Below are 18,563 nucleotides of genomic sequence, written 5' to 3'. Positions count from 1 at the left end.
GGATACCCATCATCAGGCAAAACGCCATCTTCAAGGTATTTACAACATCAGTCCGTGATTCGATGCGCATAATAAATGAACAACCTTCTTCTGCGCAATTTTTATACTATTACAATTTTATTCGGACTGATGGAAACGAAATATCGGCAACAGATAACGCTGCGCCTGCGCGATAATCTCTTCATAGTACGCAGGCTCCAGAGTGCGCCAAAGGCGCTGGTACCAGATATCGGCACCTTCGCCGCTCACCACCATATTACCTTCGTAGGCCTGAAGGAACTTGCTACGCGCTTTTTGTTGCGTATCGTCATCCATTAACATGACATCCTTTTCCGCGTCGTAACAGGCTTTTAGCCACGCGCCGCCGCTTTCCGGCAACAGCAGTAGCGGTTTTGACATCCCCTGCAGGTAGCCTTCTACCAGCTCATTCAGATACGTCTGCGCCTGCTCCGCCGCCAGCGGCGGGAAACGCCATTCGCCTTCCTTGCGCACGAACAACCGACTTTCGCCGAGACCGCCGCTAGCACAGTAGACAAGATGTTCCAGCCAAAGTTGCACGCCCTGAGAGACGCTCAGCAGCGACGGTCGCCAGCGTAATAGCCCATCCGGCTGTACCTGCTGTAGCCAGCCAGTGAGATTGATACCGTTGCACTGTAGGTCGATCTCCATACTTTGCGCGGGTTGACGACTGGCGATAACCCGCTCAGCCAGGTTCTGCATTTCCTGACGCTGCGCCTCCCACGCCAGTTCGCCAAACGCGCCAAAGGGCAGCTCACCCGCCGCACGGAAACGACGATACATCGCTGACGCATCCTGTTGTTCGATCAGCGTATTCAGCAACTGTTGGTTCAACTGGTAACGGCTTAGCCCTTCAAGCACGAAAGGCTCATCTTCGGGGATCTCGCTCTCTTCAGAGCGGAAATTCACCCGCAGACGCTGCTGGAAGAAAGCGCGCACCGGATGCTGCCAAAAGCGTAACAGCTGTTCGAACGGCAGCGTGTCGATAGCAAGCGGCGCAAGCGGCTGGATAAATTCACTATGCGCCTCTCCCTGCTGGCTGGCGGCGGCCAGCCACTCTTTTGCATAGCTCTGATCTTCATCCGGCAGATAATTGGCGGCATCGAATGGCATACGCGTATGCAGATGGGTAATGTGCTCCTTAACGCGGCGTTCGCTGGCATCGCAGTCCAGCGCTTCATCGCCTTCAAGGCAGTGGCTCTGACCGATATAGTCCGCCAGTTCCTGTACCAGCACCGAAGGATAGCGCTCGCTGTTATCCTGGATTGAGCGCCCGATGTAGCTGATGTATAGCTTCTGTTCGGCCGACATCAGCGCTTCCAGGAACAGATAACGGTCATCATCGCGACGGCTACGGTCGCCGCGCTGCGGTTTTTGGCTCATTAAATCGAAGCCCAGCGGCGCGAGTGTACGCGGGTAGACGCCATCGTTCATCCCCAGCAGGCAGACGACCTTGAAAGGGATAGAGCGCATCGGCATCAGGGTGCAGATATTCACCGGCCCGGCCAGGAAACGCTGGCTGATCCGCTGCTGATCGAGGCGCTGCGCCAGCTCATCGCGCAGCAGCGATAGCGGCACGGCAGCCCCGTACTGCGCATCCAGACCGCCATCGATGATGGCTTGCCATTGCTGTTCAATCAGCGCCAGCGCCGCTTCGGTGTCGCTATCCGGCAGGAAGAAATCCGTGAGCAAATCGCGGCACACCGGCAGCCACTCTGCCAGTGGGCGATCCTGCGCCAGACCCCGGCGCCACAGATTAAGTTGCATCAGTAACGACGCGAGATTCCCTACCAGTTCGGCAATCAGCCCGCTGGATTCATCATAGGGCAGCACCGACTGCCACTCGCCCTGGCTGCTGTCCATCGCATACCCCAGCAGCATACGCGTTAACCCAAAACGCCAGGTGTGCTGGCCGGTCGCCGGAAGATCCATTTCGCGCACGTTGTCGTCATCCATGCCCCAACGTACGCCGGATTCATTGACCCACTGGCGCAGGTAGCGCAACCCCTCTTCATTAATATTGAAGCGCGCCGCCAGTACCGGCACATCCAGCAGCGCCAGCACATCTTCGCTGGCGAAGCGGCTGTCCGACAGAGAAAGCAACGTGATAAACGCCTGTAGCGCCGGGTGCGATTCCCGCGCCCGACGGTCGGAAATCGCCCACGGCAGCCAGCGTTCGCCGCGCGCTGCGCCGAAGACCGCCTGAATATAGGGACTGTAGCTGTCGATATCGGCGACCATCACGATAATATCGCGCGGCGTCAGCGCCGGGTCTTCTTCCAGCATCCCCAGCAGTCGGTCGTGCAGCACTTCCACTTCACGTTGCGGGCTATGGCAGACGTGGATAGCCAGGCTGCGGTCTTCAATCGCCAGCGGGCGCTTGCTCTTACTGCTGGCGAACTCTTTCGCGGTACGCCCCGCCACCGCGGCGTTGCGCAGCTCAAGAATATCGGCCTGGAGGTTATGCAGCAGGTTATCGGGGGCGATATCGACAAAGGCGTCCAGCTCTTCATAACGCTCCAGCCCGGCTAGCAGATAGATATAATCGCGCCCGAGCTTGCCCCACGAGGCCAGCAGCGGATTGCCAACATCCTGCTCGCCATCATCATTAAACAATCCCGGCGCCTGTTCGGTGTCGCGGAACAGCGGCAGCTCGCGCGCCTCGCGGTGGTGGCGGCGCTGGCGCGACATCAGTTTGGCAAGAAACGCCGGATCTTTAATATCGCCCCAGTAGTAGCGACAAGGGTTAGTGAAGAGTACATAGACATCGACATGCTTGCCCAGCGCCTGCAGGGCCTGCAAATACACCGGCGGCAGCGCCGAAATGCCGCAGATAAAGACCCGCGACGGCAGCCCGGCTGGCGGTTGGTCAGCGTTTTCCAGCGCGCTGATAAAGCGCTGGTACAGATTGGCGCGGTGCCACAGCGGTTGCCCCAGCTCCGCGGTGTATTCGACTAACGCTTTCCACAGCGGCGCCTGCCACTGCTGGGCGTCGCCCAGCCCGTCAACCCGTTCATCGGCCTCCCAGCGCATCAGCCACTCCGGGCGATAGACCAGATACTGGTCATACAGATCGGCTACCCGCGCGGCCAGCTGGAACAGCTTACGTTTGTCGCTATCATCGCTCAGATAGTGGCGCAACAGCGCGAAGGCTTCATCGTCGAGATACTGCGGCAGCAGGGTCATCAGCTTCCAGCTCATGCTCTGTTTACTGAAGGCGCTCTCGCCGGGAATATCGTCAAGCACGCGAACGAACATGTCCCAGATAAAGCTGGCAGGCAGCGGAAACTCGATATTCGCCGCAATGCCGAAGCGCTTCGCCAGCGTCATCTGCAACCATTGCGCCATACCGGTACTTTGCACCAGCACCATTTCCGGCATGAAAGGGTCATCCAGCCGCTGGCGCTCGACGATAAACTCCATCAGCGCTTCAAGCACATCCAGACGGTTTGAGTGGTACACCCTTAACATATTCGCTCCTGACTACTGATTTACCGGGCAATGTAGCCGGGTCATCTGCACCCGCTTAGCGGCGGGCATGGTGATCGTTACCGTGATGCTGACACAACTTTGCCTCGATGTCTGCACGCGGCTTATTTGTCCTTTATAGGGCTGCGCCGAAGGAACAAGCAGGCTCAAGCGCCACGCGTCGCGCCACTGCTGGCGATAGGCGTTCAATTGAGCGGCGCCGCTGGCCAGCCCGCGATGATAGCCGCCAAGCGCCGTGATGGTCATGATTAACAGCGCCATCGCTAATAATGTCTCCGCCAGACTAAAACCGCGCTGGCGCGCTACGGCATCAGGCATAACGCACTCTCCTTCAACGGGCAAAAGTCGCTCCAGCCATGCGCTAAATACCGCAGCTTGCCCTGCTCAATCGACGCTGACTGCCACAGCTGTATCGTGCCGCTGCCGGCGATAAGCAGCGCGCGGCCATCATTAAAAAGCCGCAGACACGCGCGCCAGCGTTGGCTGTTTTCCTGTTGACACGCAACTGCGCTCTGCAGCGGCCAGTTCACCCCTTTGCCCCATTGCAGCGCCGACTGCGCGGCGGCCGTATCGCGAATTGCCTGGGTTTCGGCGCTCACCTGCGCCAGCAGCGATCGCTGCTGCTGATTCATCCCCTGCAATAACAGGCTGCCCAGCGCCAGTAGCAGCAGCACCATCAGCAGTGATGAAACTCCGCGCTGGCGTTTCACAGGTTGAACCCCGTTACCTGATATTGCGCCTCGGCGGAAATACGCGAGTCCGATTGCGCCTGCGCCCCCAGGGTAACGATAAGTTCAGGAGAAAACCCGCTTACCGCCTGCCGCTCAACGTGAAAGCGCGTGACCGTGATAGCGGCGGGATTAGTCATTTTCTCCCAATTTTTTCCGCCGCAGTCAGTAACGCCGCGCCGCGTTTCCAGAGCTCCGTCGCGCAGGCGAAAACCGGTAGAATCGGCATCGGCCTCCGGCGCCAAATCCCAAGTGCCGTTACTGTTACCATCCCAGCGAACGATGACGCACTGTCCGCCGTCGGCTATCGCCAGCGCCTGACCATTACAGTGACCCGCGCAATATCCGGCTCGCTGCAGGTGTTTGGCTAACGCATAGACCCGCTGCCATAGTTCGTTTTCCAGCGCCTGCTGCTGCGTTTGGCGAAGAATCTGGCGCTGTAGCGCCGGAAGGAAACGAGCGGCCCCCAGCAGTAACACAGAGCCTATCGCCATAGCGATTAGCGTTTCAATGAGCGAAAAGCCGCGCACTGCTACTGGCATAATTCCTCTCCTTCCCGGCACAGGCGTATGCGCCCCCAGTTAGAGACAACGATCCGCCACGACCCGACCTCGCTTTGCAGCAGGATATGCTCGGCCCAGGCGCTGTTGCGCAGGCCGTAAAAACCGATGCCTGCCGTCAAATGTTGCAGCGTAATTCCCGGCCACAGCGGCTGCAGGGTAAAAGGCGTTTTCGCGTGACAGTCAGCTTCCACGCCGCTTACGCCCAGACACCAGCCTGCGGGCGAATGTCCGACGTTAATGACGCGATCGCGGTTGTGCCAATTAGCGTCATCGCGTAGCAGCACGAGATAATCGCGCACCTGGCAGGCGACCTGCCACAGGCGCTGTTGCTGTTGCCAGCGCTGCCAGCCGTACATACCGCTGGCGCTGAGGATGACCACCAGCATCATGGTGACCAGCATTTCAATTAGGGTGTAGCCATGCTGTCTGTTCATGGCGCCGAGTATGCGTTGCTCTGAGTGTCAATTCGAATGGTAAATCTACGGTTCGCGTCGCGGCTCGGGAAAATATTTGGCGGTTGCAGGATGTTGAACGACGGCAGGAATCCGGCTCGCAAAATTTTGCGGAGGGCAAAAAAAACCGGCGCTGGTGGCGCCGGTTTGTCATCACTACAGAGACATTAAATCGCCACAGGCGCTTTAATTCCCGGATGCGGGTCATAACCTTCAATTTCGAAGTCTTCAAAACGGTAGTCGAAAATCGACGCCGGTTTGCGTTTTATGACCAGCTTCGGCAGCGGACGCGGTTCGCGGCTCAGCTGCAGGTTAGTCTGCTCCAGGTGATTGCTGTACAGGTGAGTGTCGCCGCCGGTCCAGACAAAATCGCCCACTTGCAGATCGCACTGCTGCGCCACCATATGCACCAGCAGCGCATAGCTGGCGATGTTGAACGGCAGACCGAGGAACACGTCGCAGGAGCGCTGATACAGCTGGCAGGAGAGCTTGCCGTCGGCGACGTAGAACTGGAAGAACGCGTGGCACGGCGCCAGCGCCATTTTATCCAGCTCGCCGACGTTCCACGCCGACACGATGATGCGGCGGGAATCCGGGTCATTTTTCAGCTGTTCCATGACCGTGCCGATCTGGTCGATATGGCGGCCGTCCGGCGCAGGCCAGGAACGCCACTGTTTGCCGTAGACCGGCCCCAGATCGCCATTCTCATCCGCCCACTCGTCCCAGATGGTGACGTTATTTTCGTGCAGATAGGCAATGTTGGTGTCGCCCTGCAGGAACCACAGCAGTTCATGGATGATGGAGCGTAAATGACAGCGCTTGGTGGTCACCAGCGGGAAGCCTTCCTGCAGGTTAAAACGCATCTGATGGCCGAAGATAGAGATCGTGCCAGTACCGGTGCGGTCATTTTTTGGCGTGCCCTCGGCGAGCACTTTCTGCATCAAATCAAGATACTGTTTCATGGTTCCTCAAGAGTTTTGTTGCTGCGGACGGTGACGATAAGCCCAAACCATCATAATGATACCCGCAAGCACCATCGGGATCGAAAGAATCTGCCCCATGCTGATGTACTGCACCCAGCCGCCGGTAAACTGCGCGTCCGGCTGGCGGAAGAATTCCACAATAATGCGGAACAGGCCGTAGCCAATCAGGAACAGGCCGGAAACGGAACCGGTCGGGCGCGGTTTACGGATAAACAGATTCAGGATCAGGAACAGCACCACGCCTTCCAGCGCCAGCTCATAAAGCTGCGAGGCATGACGCGGCAGCGCGCCGTAGGTATCGAATAATGATTGCCATTCCGGATGCGACGGCAGCAGCGCCAGGTCCTCAGCGCGCGAGCCCGGGAAAATCATCGCGTAGTGGAAGTTCGGGTCAACGCGGCCCCACAGCTCGCCGTTGATAAAGTTGCCCAGACGCCCGGCGCCGAGGCCAAACGGGATCAGCGGCGCGATGAAGTCGGAAACCTGGAAGAAGGTGCGCTTGGTGCGTTTGGCGAAGATAATCATCACCAGAATCACGCCGATCAGGCCGCCGTGGAACGACATGCCGCCATCCCAGACGCGGAACAGATATAGCGGGTCGCTAAGGAAGACCGGCAGGTTGTAGAACATCACATAGCCGATACGGCCGCCGAGGAATACGCCGAGGAAGCCCGCGTAGAGCAGGTTTTCCACTTCATTTTTCGTCCAGCCGCTGCCCGGACGATTAGCCCGACGGGTGGCCAGCCACATCGCAAAGACGAAACCAACCAGGTACATTAAGCCGTACCAGTGGAGGGAGACCGGTCCAATGGAAAATATTACCGGATCGAACTCCGGAAAATGCAGGTAGCCACTATTCATCTGTCACCATAAAGACTTGTTATTCCGCCGAAAGTGGACAGCGGTGATGATCCGTGCCCGCATAAAACGGGCACTCCGAAGGAGGCGAATGATAGCATAAGCATGTAGTGCGATCCGCGCCGAACGTGTAAAAGATATGTATACGGATGCTAACAGAGTGCGGTTTTTCCAGGGCTGCCGCTTACGCCTTACCCGGGCTCGCTACTCGCGGTGCCGTTTTTTTTGTCGGGTGGCGGCTAACGCCTTACCCGACCTACGGTCCGTGCCATTGCGAGCTTAAGATCTCTACCTTGTCCCCATGGCTACTGAAACTGCCGGTGTTGGTGGCCTCAAAATCCCCCGGTGGCGCTGCCGCTTACCGGGGCTACAGCACGATGCGATTTGGTAGCCCGGAGAAGGCGCAACGCGCCGCGTCCGGGAAAAACACTTAAAAAGTTGCAAACCGATAACAGTATGTACGTTACCGTCCGCCGCGGATCAGGCCGCCGAGACCGCGGCGCTCCATAAACGCCGCCACCTGGTGGCGCACTTCGGTGGTCATCTGCGCTTCCAGACTGCGCCGCGACAGCTCCTGCGCTTCTTCGATATCGATACGGCGTAGCAGATATTTCACGCGCGCGACCGAACGGCCGTTCATCGACAAATGGCGATAACCGAGGCCCACCAGGATGGTGACGCACATCGGGTCGCCGGCCATTTCACCGCACAGGCGCAGATCGATGCCAAAACGCTCGGCATCATGGGCGATCATCGCCAGCGCCCGCAATACAGCAGGATGCAGGCAGTCGTACATATTGGCGACGCGGGTATTGTTGCGGTCGACCGCGAGGATGTATTGCGTCAGGTCGTTGGTGCCGACCGAGATGAAGTCGATGCGGTTCGCCAACTGCGGCAGCATAAAGACCATAGACGGCACTTCCAGCATCACCCCAAGGCGCGGGCGGGGAATTGCATAGCCAATCATCTCTTCGACTTCACGGCTGGCGCGCTCAATCAGGCGGCGGGCTTCATCAACTTCTTCGAGGCTGGTGACCATCGGCAGCAGTATGCTGAGGTTGCCGGTGGCGGCATTGGCGCGCAGCATGGCGCGCACCTGGATCAAGAAGATCTCCGGCTGATCGAGCGTAATACGGATCCCGCGCCAGCCAAGGCACGGGTTCTCTTCGCTAATCGGCATATACGGCAGTTGCTTATCGGCGCCGATATCCAGCGTACGCAGGGTCACGGGCTTGCTGTTAAACATCTGCAGCATGCCCTGATACTGGGCGACCTGCTCCTCTTCGGAGGGGAAGCCGCTCTGTAACATAAACGGAATTTCGGTGCGGTAAAGCCCGATACCATCGATAAAGCTGCCGAGCTTCTCTTCATGCTCCGGGCTCAGACCGGCGTTGAGCATCACTTTTACCCGCTCGCCGCTTTTCAGCTCGGAAGCGCGTTCGAGATCGTCTTCCGCCAGCCGGCTCAGCTCGTTCTCTTCGCTGATTAACCGCTGATACTCCTGTAGCAGCACCGGTTCGGGATCGACCAATAGATCGCCGCGATAGCCATCAACGATCAGCATATGGCCATGCAGCAGCGACGGCTGAATATCGGCGCCCATCACCGTCGGAATGCCCAGCGCGCGAACCATGATCGCCGCGTGGGAGTTGGCCGCGCCGTCGCGCACCACCACCCCGACTAAGCGGTCCTGTGGCACTTCCGCAAGCGTGGTAGCCGACAGTTCGTCGGCCACCAGGATAATGCGCTCAGGCCAGGTATTCGGCCCCTGGGTGGTGTCGTCGAGATGAAACAACAGCCGCTGTCCGAGAGTACGTAAATCCCCCGCCCGCTCTTTCAGATAGCCATCGCTGAGCGCGGCAAACTGCTCGGCAAATTTTTCAATGACCTTTTTCACCGCCCATTCGGCGACGGAGCCTTTGTCGACTTCATCGAATAGCTCACGGCGCAGGCGCGCATCGGATAGCAGGTGCGAATAGAGGTCAAAAATAGCCGCCGTCTCTTTTTGCGCCCCGGCGGCGTAGCGTTTGCTGTAGCGACGAAACTCATTCGCCGCTTCTTCCAGCGCGCCGGTGAGACGTTCGCGCTCGGAAGCGGTATCCAGCGTCGAGGCCTCGTAGACCTGCTCCATCAATGGCAGGCTGGCATCCATCCAGCCTTCGGCAATCGCTACCCCGGATGATGCCGGCAGCGCGCGGATGCGGGTCTGTCGATACTGCCCAAACAGCGCATTCAGCTGCGATTGGGAGAGAATCGCCGCCATCTGGGTGGCGAGGGTGACAAGGAAGGACTCTTCGCTTTCATCGAACTGGCGCAGCTCACGCTGCTGGACTACCAGCACACCCAGCAGCTGACGCCGCTGGATGATCGGCACGCCAAGGAAGGCGCGGAAACGCTCCTCCTTCACCGCCGGGATGTATTTAAAGCTGGGATGCTTTTGCGCATCGGCCAGGTTGATCGGCTCGGCCAGTCGCCCCACCAGACCCACGAGACCTTCATCAAATGCGAGTGCGACCGTACGTCCGCGAGGTTTTTTCAGCCCGCGCGTGGCCATCAGGTAATAGCAGCGTCGATCGTTGTCAGCCAGATAAACCGAACAAACTTCCGTTTCCATCGCTTTACAGACATCCGTAACCAGGATATCCAGCGCCTCGTTTAAACGCGGCGCGCTGGCGACCTTCTCGACTATTTCTCGCAACCGAGTGAGCATAATGTGCGTGGCTTAACCTCTTTTACGTCGATAAGCAGGCGCGCTTTGCGGCTTTGGTGTGGTTTCAGCAAGCGACATGGTGACGCCCGCGAACTCTTTCATCACCCGGCGGTAAACGTCGCGCTTAAACGACACCACCTGACGAACCGGGTACCAGTAACTTACCCATCGCCAGCCATCAAACTCAGGTGTACTGCTGGTTTGCATATTAATAGCCGTATCGCTGCCGACCAGTTGTAGAAGAAACCACTTCTGCTTCTGACCGATACAAACCGGCTTTGTGTCCCAACGCACCAAACGTTTAGGCAGCTTGTAACGCAGCCAGTTACGGGTTGAGGCCAGGATCCGCACATCTTTGCGGCTTAACCCAACCTCTTCGAACAATTCCCGATACATTGCCTGCTCGGCGGACTCGCCTGGATTAATGCCCCCTTGCGGGAACTGCCACGAGTGCTGACCATAGCGCCGGGCCCACATCACCTGGCCCTGGCGGTTACAGATTACAATGCCGACATTTGGGCGGTAGCCATCGTCATCAATCACCGGACTACCTCAAAATAAGCTTCAATGTGAATGATTGTTTCACACTCGTTGGAAACGGTAAACCACTCTCTGTGTGGCGTGATAACGAATAACATTTGAATAACTCACAGTAATCACCCGAGTTATAAACAGTGAACGCCATCCCCGGGCCATTTTATTCACTTTTTCTGTGGATAGAGTTGTGAAGAAGTACGGAATTAACCAGGGAAAACCCAGAGTAGTCCGAACGACGTAGAGATAGGGCTTCTTAATAATGACATACTATTCATTAAGTTATCATAGTTCATACCGACAAATTACAGCATAACGTGATGATCATCACATATGCGATCCGGCAACTGATGAAAGATCGAACAATGCCGCTTTTATCCACAGATAAAGCACACTCGTCGGGCACATTTTGTCTAAAAATTCGATTTTCGTCGCACGTCAAGGCTGTAAATCGAACCAGTAGTGAGGCTTTTCCCCAGTTATCCCATTTTTCTGTGGATAACATGGTGTAAGATCCTGTTCATTGTCAGTGACCAGTTCTGGAAAACCCGTTTTCACTGTTTTCACAAGCGGAAAAATGGGACAAAAAACATATATAAATCATCACATTGGTATAGTTACCCATAAAAAGGTAAACTCTATCCACAACGCACAAAAATAGCGCTCACTTTTTAACCAGAGGTTTTCCATCATGTCAGCCATCGCTCCGCTTACCGCTCCGCCGCAAAGTCAGGAGCAACTTCTTGCTCAGGCCCAGCGGCTGGCGGGTTATTCACTGGGTGAACTGGCGGCGCTGGCGGGGATCCCCATTCCCCGCGATTTGAAACGCGACAAAGGCTGGATTGGCATCCTGCTGGAGATTTGGCTGGGCGCCAGCGCCGGAAGCAAACCCGAGCAGGATTTCGCCGCCTTAGGCGTGGAGCTGAAAACTATCCCCATCGACCGCCAGGGGCGTCCGCTGGAGACCACGTTTGTTTGCGTGGCGCCGCTAACCGGCAATAGCGGCGTGACCTGGGAAAGCAGCCACGTGCGGCATAAGCTACAGCGCGTGCTGTGGATCCCGGTAGAAGGCGAACGCGAGATCCCGCTCGCGGAACGCCGCGTCGGCGCGCCGCTATTGTGGACGCCAGACGAGGAAGAAGATCGCCAGCTACGCATGGATTGGGAAGAATTAATGGATCTTATCGTGCTTGGCCAGGTTGAACGAATCACCGCCCGCCACGGCGAGGTGCTGCAACTACGCCCAAAGGCGGCCAATAGCAAGGCGCTAACGGAAGCGATCGGCGCCCACGGCGAGCCGATCCTCACCCTGCCGCGCGGCTTTTATCTGAAAAAGAACTTCACCGCCGCGCTGCTGGCGCGACATTTTCTATTAGGTCATGAATAATTTTTTGTTCTGCCATAACGCCTGCATATAATTACCACTTTATTTTTTGCAGGACTTTGAACAATGTTATTTGCATGGATAACCGATCCTAACGCCTGGCTGGCGCTCGGCACGCTGACGCTGCTGGAGATCGTTCTCGGGATCGATAATATTATTTTTCTCTCTCTGGTTGTTGCTAAGCTTCCCACCGCCCAACGCGCCCATGCGCGGCGCATCGGGTTAATGGGAGCCATGCTGATGCGTCTCGGCCTGCTGGCGTCTATCGCCTGGGTCGTTAAACTCACCAACCCGCTCTTCACCGTATTTGGTCAGGAGATCTCGTTTCGCGACCTGATCCTGCTGCTCGGCGGCCTGTTCCTGATCTGGAAAGCGAGTAAAGAGATCCACGAATCGATTGAAGGCGAGGAAGAAGGTCTTAAAACCAACGTCCACTCCTTCTTTGGCGCTATCGTGCAGATCATGCTGTTGGATATCATCTTCAGCCTTGATTCAGTCATTACCGCCGTCGGCCTCTCCGATCATCTGTTTATTATGATGGCCGCGGTGGTGATTGCGGTTGGAGTGATGATGTTTGCCGCACGTCCGATCGGCGACTTCGTTGACCGTCATCCGTCGGTCAAAATGTTGGCGTTGTCGTTTCTGATCCTCGTCGGCTTCACGCTGATGCTGGAGAGCTTCGATGTGCATGTCCCGAAAGGCTACATCTACTTCGCGATGTTCTTCTCTATTGCGGTCGAAACCCTCAACCTGATGCGCAATAAGAAAAACCCGCTGTAAGCCACAAAATTGCAGTCCGGAAGCGGGCTGCAATCCTTTTTAAGACTTTACTGCTTTTTATGTCTCACAAATCAGGCTATTAATATACTGGTACGAGGTGCGGCCATAAGAGAGGTAATGACGATGAAAAAATGGGCAGTATTGATTTCCGCCGTAGGACTGGCGTTCTCGGTTTCCGGTTGCAGCAGCGATTATGTCATGGCGACAAAAGACGGACGTATGATTCTTACCGACGGTAAACCGGCGGTTGACGATGACACCGGTTTGATAAGCTACGAAGATCAGCAAGGCAATAAAATGCAGATCAACCGCGACGACGTGTCACAAATTATTAAGCGTTAAGCTTTTTCGTCGGTTAACAGCATAATTACCGACAACCACAGCCACAGAAAAGAGTCGGGATCCCCCTGCTATATCCCCAGGGCAGCCCCCTTCAGGATCTCCAGACCCGGCTTTTTTGATATTTTCCCTTTCTCTTTTTCTCTCCCTCTGCCATGTTGTTATTCCCATCAGCCTGCAAGCGCTTTGAAGTTTGTGGGGAGATAGTTTTGTCGGGAAACTCCTGACCTTGTTGATAAAAATAAGGAAGCCGGCTATGCAGTATCACCGTATCCCACACAGTTCTCTTGAAATCAGCACGCTGGGGCTGGGCACAATGACCTTTGGTGAGCAAAATAGCGAGGCCGACGCTCATGAACAGCTCGACTACGCCGTAAGTCAGGGAATCAACCTGATTGATGTCGCCGAAATGTATCCTGTCCCGCCGCGCCCGGAAACCCAGGGGCTGACCGAAACCTACGTCGGCAACTGGCTGGCGAAACGCGGCAACCGCGAAAAGCTGGTTATCGCCTCTAAAGTCAGCGGCCCGGCGCGCAATAACGACAGCAGCATTCGCCCGAACCACGCGCTGGATCGCAAAAATATTCGCGACGCGCTGCACGACAGCCTGAAGCGTCTGCAAACCGATTATCTCGACCTCTATCAGGTCCACTGGCCGCAGCGCCAGACCAACTGTTTCGGCAAGCTGGGCTATACCTGGAGCGACTCCGCGCCGGTGGTCACCCTGCTCGATACGCTGGAAGCGCTCACCGAATTCCAGCGCGCCGGTAAAATTCGCTATATCGGCGTCTCTAACGAAACCGCCTTTGGCGTCATGCGCTATCTGCATCTGGCCGATAAGCACGACCTGCCACGCATCGTCACGATTCAAAACCCGTACAGCCTGCTTAACCGCAGCTACGAAGTGGGGCTGGCGGAAGTGAGCCAGTATGAGGGCGTTGAGCTGCTGGCGTATTCATGCCTGGCGTTCGGTACGCTCACCGGTAAGTACCTCAACGGCGCGCAGCCGGCCGGCGCACGCAATACGCTATTTAGCCGCTTTACCCGCTACAGCGGCGAGCAGGCGCAGAAAGCGGTGGCCGCTTATGTGGACATTGCCAAACGCCACAATCTCGATCCGGCGCAAATGGCGCTGGCCTTTGTGCGTCGTCAGCCGTTTGTCGCCAGCACCCTGCTCGGAGCCACGACCATGGAGCAGCTCAAGACCAACGTCGAGAGTTTGCATCTTGAGCTGAGCGAAGAGGTGTTAGCGGAGATTGAAGCGGCGCATAAGGTGTATACCTACCCGGCGCCGTAAGGGAGTAAAGCCCCGGATAGCGGCTGGCGCCTTATCCGGGCTACACCACCAGCGACATTCGGTAGTTCGGCAGCCCGGCTAAGCGTAGCGCAAGCCGCGGGGTGTCCCGGATAGCGGCTGGCGCCTTATCCGGGCTACACAACCCGCGATATTCGGTAGTTCGGTAGCCCGGCTAAGCGTAGCGCAAGCCGGGGGGAGTCCCGGATAGCGGCTGGCGCCTTATCCGGGCTACACCACCAGCGACCCTCGGTAGTTCGGCAGCCCGGCTAAGCGTAGCGCAAGCCGCGGGGTGTCCCGGATAGCGGCTGGCGCCTTATCCGGGCTACACAGCCCGCGATATTCGGTAGTTCGGTAGCCCGGCTAAGCGTAGCGCAAGCCGGGGGGAGTCCCGGATAGCGGCTGGCGCCTTATCCGGGCTACACCACCAGCGACATTCGGTAGTTCGGCAGCCCGGCTAAGCGTAGCGCAAGCCGGGGATTATTTACGCCGTCCCCACCACCACAACGCGGCAATGGCTAGCGCAAAGACCGCGCCAAACCCTATCCCCACGCCAACCGGCGGGATCCCAACGCTGACCGCCAGCGAGTACAGCCCCAGCATTAGCAGCATCGCCACGTTTTCACCGAGGTTCTGCACCGCAATGGCGTTGCCTGCGCCAACGGTATGTTTCCCTCGCTCCTGCAGCAGCGCGTTCAGCGGCACGATAAAGAAGCCGCCGCATACACCGAGCAGCAGCAGTAGGCCAAATGCTGGCAGTAGCGACTGCTGCACCGCGAAGACTATCACCGCGACGCCAATCAATATCCCGGCGGGCATACAGCGCGAGACGGTTTCCAGCGTTACCAGCTTCGCCGCTGCGCCTGCGCCAACTACAATCCCGACGGCGACCATCGCATTGAGGTAGGTCGGCATTGCGTTGCTGGTGATCCCAAGCGCCACCGGCACCCAAATCACCAGCAGGAAGCGCAGCGTCACCCCCGCCCCCCAGAACAAGCTGGTGCCCATCAACGAGAAACGCGTTTCGCTATTACGCCACAGCGTTTTACAGGCGCTGAAGAAGCTATGGGTCATCGGCCGGAAACGCCACGACTGTCCAGGACGAGCCGCCGGTAGTTTCGGGATCCACAGGTTAGCGACCACCGCGCCGCCATAAACCAGCGCACAAACGATAAGCGCCGCCAGCACGTGCCAGTCAGCAAGAATGCCGCCCGCCATTGACCCCAGCAGGATCGCCGCGATGGTCGACGACTCCATCAGCCCGTTAGCCTTCACTAACTTATCGCCGGTGGTCAGTTCGCCGAGAATACCGTATTTCGCCGGCGAATAGGCCGCCGCGCCAACACCCACCAGCGTATAGCCGATAAACGGATTGACGCCAAAGCAAATACATCCGGCGCCGAGCAGCTTCAGGCCGTTAGCGACCATCATCACCCGGCCTTTGGCGAAGCTGTCGGCAAACTGCCCGACAAACGGCGCAAAGAGAATGTAAGCGCCCACAAACAACATCTGCAATACCGGCTGGCTCCACTCCGGATAGTAGAGCTGCTTCATCAGCGCCAGGGTGGCGAACAGCAGCGCGTTATCGCCGAAGGCCGACAGGAACTGGGCGCAGATCACCGCCATCATCCCTTTCGAGTACAGTGAAGCGTTAGTGTGCACTGACTCACTCATTTGAATGTTCCGCCTCTTCTACCATACCTTTCAGGGTGACAAAGTCTGGCTTGCCGCTGCCCAGTACCGGCAGCTGTTTCAGCCAACGAATATCGCGCGGCACCGCCAGTTCCGGTACGCCATGTTCACGTGCGTAGCGCAGCAGCTTTTCGCGATTGAGTTCATTATCGGTGGTAAACAGCACCAGCGCCTCGCCTTTGCTGGCGTCCTGCTTAATGGCCGTGGCGTGCATTTTGTCCGGCGAGACCGCCAAAGCGACCTGCTCGACCATCTCCAGCGAGACCATTTCGCCGGCGATTTTGGCGAAGCGTTTGGCGCGGCCCTGGATACGCACGTATCCCTGCTCGTCAAAGACGACGATATCGCCGGTGTCGTACCAGCCGCTCTCCACTTCACCGTACTGGTTTTCCGCCGTCGGCGCTTCCAGCACGCCGGGGTTTTCTACCCGCAAATAGCCTTTCATGATGTTAGGCCCTTTTAACTGCAGTCGGCCTCCCTGTTCGATGCCGGGCATCGCCAGCAATCGGGCATCCATCCCCGGAAGAATGCGTCCGACGGTGCCGACTTTCGCCGCCATCGGAACGTTGATGGAGACCACCGGCGCGCATTCGGTCACGCCGTAGCCTTCAAGGATGCGCAGGCCGAATTTGTCCTGCCACAGCTGTTTGGTACTGTCCTGCAGTTTTTCCGCCCCTGCCACCACATAGCGCAGACGATAAAAATCATACGGGTTGGCAAAGCGGGCATAGTTGGCGAGGAAGGTTGAGGTGCCGAACAACACGGTACAGTTACGATCGTAGACCAGCTCCGGCACCACCCGATAGTGCAGCGGGCTTGGATAGAGAAACACTTCCGCGCCGGTAAACAGCGGCGTCAGCAGGCCGACCGTCAGGCCGAAGGAGTGGAACAGCGGCAGTGCCGACATAAAGCGATCGTTGGCGGTAAAGTCGGCGATGGTTTTAATCTGTTCCACGTTAGCCAGCAGGCTTTTATGGCTATGCACCACCCCTTTTGGATTCCCCTCCGAGCCGGAGGTAAAGAGGATCATCGCCGCATCTTCCGGCTGCTGCTTGACCTGCGCCAGACGCGGCGCCAGCAGATGGCTAAAAATCCACAGCTTGTCGGCGGTAGTGACATCGCCTTTCAGATCTTCCAGAAACACCCAGCGCACCTGAGTCAGCTGCTCCGGCAGGTGCCAGAGCTTGCCCTTATCGAGGAAGGTACGGGAAGTAAAAATGGTTTTGATTTCCGCGGCGGTAATCGCGCTAGTGAGCCCTTTGACGCCGGCGGTATAGTTCATCATTGCCGGGATACGCCCGCGGGCAATCGCGCCGAAAATCACCGCCGCGCTAATACCGGCGTTAGGCAGCATCAGGCCGATTTTCTCGCCCTGCGCGCTGTATTTTTCCAGAATACGCGCGACGAACAGCGTTTTGGTCAACAGTTTACGGTAGGTATCCGGCTGGAAATTAATATCTTCCACGCAGTTTTTGCGCGCGCCAAAGCGGTCCTGCGCCGCCAGTAGCGACTCATACAACGTTTCACGCGGACGCACGGCCATGCGCGCTTCCATCATAATCTGGTGCAGCATTTCGCCGGCGATTTTTCGCCGATCGCGGGCGCGCGGCGCTTCCGGCATCGGCAGATGCGTCGGCGGCAGTAAATGGAGCTGAATACGCGGGAACAGGCGGCGTTTTACCAGCCCCTTCAGGCGGCTGAACGGCGTAAGTTCGGCGCCTTCAATTCGCAGCGGCACAATAGTCGCTTTCGACTTCGCCGCCACAAACGCCGCGCCGTCATAGATTTTCATCAGCGAACCGCTCACCGAAATACGCCCTTCCGGGAAGATAACGACCGGACGCCCCTGCTCAATCAGGCGCACCAGATGCTTAATTGACATCGGTTTGGTGGGGTCCAGCGGCACAAAGTCGATAAGCGGCGTCAGCGCCCGCATAAACCAGCGCTGGCTAATCGAGGTATAGACCGCAAACACCGGCCGAACGGGCAGAAAGAGCGCCAGTAAAATACCGTCGAGAAATGAGACATGATTTGGCGTAATTAATACTTTTTCCTGATAAAGCGCCTGAGTGTCTCCGGTCAATCGTACCCGGTACAATCCTTTGAACAGTAATCGAAAAAATCCCAACAGCATAACGACTCCGCGTGGCTGATTTAGTATTCCGAGCAGGTTACATGAGAAGGCGGGGAAAAGCAGTGTGGGGGAAGAAAATTCAGAATAAAAAAAACCTGCGCATCCGCGCAGGTCGGTGCAAGATAATCAGTACGAAGTGCGTACTTAAGAAACTCACCAATCAATACCTCTGGGACCCTGATTGTCGCGTTTTTACCCACGACCGCGCCAGCGCGAAAACGCAAGGGAATGAGCCTAAGTGCAACCAGGTATTGCGATTTTCGCTGTCTGTAACAGGCTGAATGACAGGCAAAAAAAAACCTGCGCATCTGCGCAGGTTGGTGTAATTAAGTGGTCAACCTGAAGTTGACTCCACCTATCAATACCTCTGGGATAGCCAGAGTATCAATGCATCACTCAACGAAACCAGCGAACATTCGCAACAGCTAATCGCAAAGTGTAAGCAAAGATGAGAATTCTCTTTTCACCGTTGCATCCCACGCATTGTGCTGTGTAACTTTGTCACCGCTAATCTCTGTCTGCGTCACATTTGTATCAACCAGAATAGCTGTAGCCTTGAATCTGCTGCGCTTTCCCGTAACATAACTATTATGTAAACGCTTACC

Annotated in this window: 16 protein-coding genes; 5 read left to right on the top strand and 11 right to left on the bottom strand. The window is 57.0% G+C overall.

Annotation, left to right across the window (positions count from 1 at the left end; all coding sequences use genetic code 11):
- Positions 1-117 precede the first annotated feature (117 nt).
- The 9 genes from recC to rppH form a co-directional block, all read right to left on the bottom strand.
- Positions 118-3,489: an exodeoxyribonuclease V subunit gamma gene (gene recC / locus ABLV66_RS04990; protein ID WP_348876506.1), complete on the bottom strand. Its 3,372-nt coding sequence runs from the start codon at positions 3,487-3,489 to the stop codon at positions 118-120.
- Positions 3,490-3,501: 12 nt separating this feature from the next.
- On the bottom strand, positions 3,502-3,825 hold the full coding sequence (locus ABLV66_RS04985; protein WP_045398118.1) for a prepilin-type N-terminal cleavage/methylation domain-containing protein: 324 nt from the start codon (positions 3,823-3,825) through the stop codon (positions 3,502-3,504).
- Entirely contained in the window at positions 3,810-4,217 is a 408-nt protein-coding gene (locus ABLV66_RS04980) for a DUF2509 family protein (RefSeq protein ID WP_047065274.1), read from the bottom strand. Before ABLV66_RS04980 ends, ABLV66_RS04985 begins: the two co-directional genes overlap by 16 nt.
- The gene (locus ABLV66_RS04975; RefSeq protein ID WP_348876505.1) at positions 4,214-4,777 is read right to left on the bottom strand and encodes a prepilin peptidase-dependent protein; all 564 of its coding nucleotides are present in this window, start codon (positions 4,775-4,777) and stop codon (positions 4,214-4,216) included. Before ABLV66_RS04975 ends, ABLV66_RS04980 begins: the two co-directional genes overlap by 4 nt.
- The gene (locus ABLV66_RS04970; protein ID WP_348876504.1) at positions 4,768-5,232 is read right to left on the bottom strand and encodes a prepilin peptidase-dependent protein; all 465 of its coding nucleotides are present in this window, start codon (positions 5,230-5,232) and stop codon (positions 4,768-4,770) included. Before ABLV66_RS04970 ends, ABLV66_RS04975 begins: the two co-directional genes overlap by 10 nt.
- 185 nt (positions 5,233-5,417) lie before the next feature.
- Positions 5,418-6,212, bottom strand: a complete 795-nt coding sequence (gene thyA, locus ABLV66_RS04965; protein WP_045398131.1) for a thymidylate synthase — start codon at positions 6,210-6,212, stop codon at positions 5,418-5,420.
- Between the two features lie 6 nt (positions 6,213-6,218).
- The gene (gene lgt, locus ABLV66_RS04960) at positions 6,219-7,094 is read right to left on the bottom strand and encodes a prolipoprotein diacylglyceryl transferase (protein WP_015369928.1); all 876 of its coding nucleotides are present in this window, start codon (positions 7,092-7,094) and stop codon (positions 6,219-6,221) included.
- Between the two features lie 460 nt (positions 7,095-7,554).
- Positions 7,555-9,801 carry a phosphoenolpyruvate--protein phosphotransferase gene (ptsP, locus tag ABLV66_RS04955; protein ID WP_015369927.1) on the bottom strand — a complete coding sequence of 749 codons (2,247 nt, stop codon included), beginning with the start codon at positions 9,799-9,801 and terminating at the stop codon, positions 7,555-7,557.
- Positions 9,802-9,813: 12 nt separating this feature from the next.
- Complete coding sequence (rppH, locus tag ABLV66_RS04950; protein ID WP_015703328.1) at positions 9,814-10,344, bottom strand: RNA pyrophosphohydrolase; 531 nt, start codon at positions 10,342-10,344, stop codon at positions 9,814-9,816.
- A gap of 453 nt (positions 10,345-10,797) precedes the next feature.
- Here rppH and ABLV66_RS04945 point away from each other — a divergent pair, with 453 nt between their 5' ends.
- The 5 genes from ABLV66_RS04945 (at position 10,798) to ABLV66_RS04925 (ending at position 14,135) form a co-directional block, all read left to right on the top strand.
- On the top strand, positions 10,798-10,962 hold the full coding sequence (locus ABLV66_RS04945; RefSeq protein ID WP_223683768.1) for a hypothetical protein: 165 nt from the start codon (positions 10,798-10,800) through the stop codon (positions 10,960-10,962).
- Positions 10,963-11,026: 64 nt separating this feature from the next.
- On the top strand, positions 11,027-11,722 hold the full coding sequence (mutH, locus tag ABLV66_RS04940; protein WP_047044200.1) for a DNA mismatch repair endonuclease MutH: 696 nt from the start codon (positions 11,027-11,029) through the stop codon (positions 11,720-11,722).
- 63 nt (positions 11,723-11,785) lie between these two features.
- Positions 11,786-12,499 carry a TerC family protein gene (locus ABLV66_RS04935; protein ID WP_045396707.1) on the top strand — a complete coding sequence of 238 codons (714 nt, stop codon included), beginning with the start codon at positions 11,786-11,788 and terminating at the stop codon, positions 12,497-12,499.
- 123 nt (positions 12,500-12,622) lie between these two features.
- Positions 12,623-12,841 carry a YgdI/YgdR family lipoprotein gene (locus ABLV66_RS04930; RefSeq protein WP_004867116.1) on the top strand — a complete coding sequence of 73 codons (219 nt, stop codon included), beginning with the start codon at positions 12,623-12,625 and terminating at the stop codon, positions 12,839-12,841.
- A gap of 253 nt (positions 12,842-13,094) precedes the next feature.
- The gene (locus ABLV66_RS04925) at positions 13,095-14,135 is read left to right on the top strand and encodes an NADP(H)-dependent aldo-keto reductase (RefSeq protein WP_047044198.1); all 1,041 of its coding nucleotides are present in this window, start codon (positions 13,095-13,097) and stop codon (positions 14,133-14,135) included.
- Positions 14,136-14,612: 477 nt separating this feature from the next.
- Here ABLV66_RS04925 and lplT read toward each other — a convergent pair whose 3' ends face one another.
- Positions 14,613-15,806, bottom strand: coding sequence for a lysophospholipid transporter LplT (lplT, locus tag ABLV66_RS04920; RefSeq protein ID WP_348876502.1), 1,194 nt, complete (start codon positions 15,804-15,806; stop codon positions 14,613-14,615).
- Positions 15,799-17,958 carry a bifunctional acyl-ACP--phospholipid O-acyltransferase/long-chain-fatty-acid--ACP ligase gene (gene aas / locus ABLV66_RS04915; RefSeq protein WP_045396698.1) on the bottom strand — a complete coding sequence of 720 codons (2,160 nt, stop codon included), beginning with the start codon at positions 17,956-17,958 and terminating at the stop codon, positions 15,799-15,801. Before aas ends, lplT begins: the two co-directional genes overlap by 8 nt.
- Positions 17,959-18,563: the final 605 nt, after the last annotated feature.

The sequence above is a fragment of the Klebsiella sp. CN_Kp073 genome, assembly GCF_040065495.2.
Classification (GTDB): domain Bacteria; phylum Pseudomonadota; class Gammaproteobacteria; order Enterobacterales; family Enterobacteriaceae; genus Klebsiella; species Klebsiella aerogenes.
Note: the sequence above shows the minus strand (reverse complement) of the source record. Positions and strands in the feature narration are given on the sequence as shown.

Bases quoted from the DNA above. Each gene is read 5' to 3' on its own strand.
- ABLV66_RS04925 (WP_047044198.1), top strand. From the start codon at position 13,095: ATGCAGTATCACCGTATCCCACACAGTTCTCTTGAAATCAGCACGCTG.
- recC (WP_348876506.1), bottom strand. From the start codon at position 3,489: ATGTTAAGGGTGTACCACTCAAACCGTCTGGATGTGCTTGAAGCGCTG.
- lplT (WP_348876502.1), bottom strand. From the start codon at position 15,806: ATGAGTGAGTCAGTGCACACTAACGCTTCACTGTACTCGAAAGGGATG.
- ABLV66_RS04930 (WP_004867116.1), top strand. From the start codon at position 12,623: ATGAAAAAATGGGCAGTATTGATTTCCGCCGTAGGACTGGCGTTCTCG.
- ABLV66_RS04975 (WP_348876505.1), bottom strand. From the start codon at position 4,777: ATGCCAGTAGCAGTGCGCGGCTTTTCGCTCATTGAAACGCTAATCGCT.
- lgt (WP_015369928.1), bottom strand. From the start codon at position 7,094: ATGAATAGTGGCTACCTGCATTTTCCGGAGTTCGATCCGGTAATATTT.
- ABLV66_RS04935 (WP_045396707.1), top strand. From the start codon at position 11,786: ATGTTATTTGCATGGATAACCGATCCTAACGCCTGGCTGGCGCTCGGC.
- aas (WP_045396698.1), bottom strand. From the start codon at position 17,958: ATGCTGTTGGGATTTTTTCGATTACTGTTCAAAGGATTGTACCGGGTA.
- ptsP (WP_015369927.1), bottom strand. From the start codon at position 9,801: ATGCTCACTCGGTTGCGAGAAATAGTCGAGAAGGTCGCCAGCGCGCCG.
- thyA (WP_045398131.1), bottom strand. From the start codon at position 6,212: ATGAAACAGTATCTTGATTTGATGCAGAAAGTGCTCGCCGAGGGCACG.
- ABLV66_RS04985 (WP_045398118.1), bottom strand. From the start codon at position 3,825: ATGCCTGATGCCGTAGCGCGCCAGCGCGGTTTTAGTCTGGCGGAGACA.
- ABLV66_RS04970 (WP_348876504.1), bottom strand. From the start codon at position 5,232: ATGAACAGACAGCATGGCTACACCCTAATTGAAATGCTGGTCACCATG.
- mutH (WP_047044200.1), top strand. From the start codon at position 11,027: ATGTCAGCCATCGCTCCGCTTACCGCTCCGCCGCAAAGTCAGGAGCAA.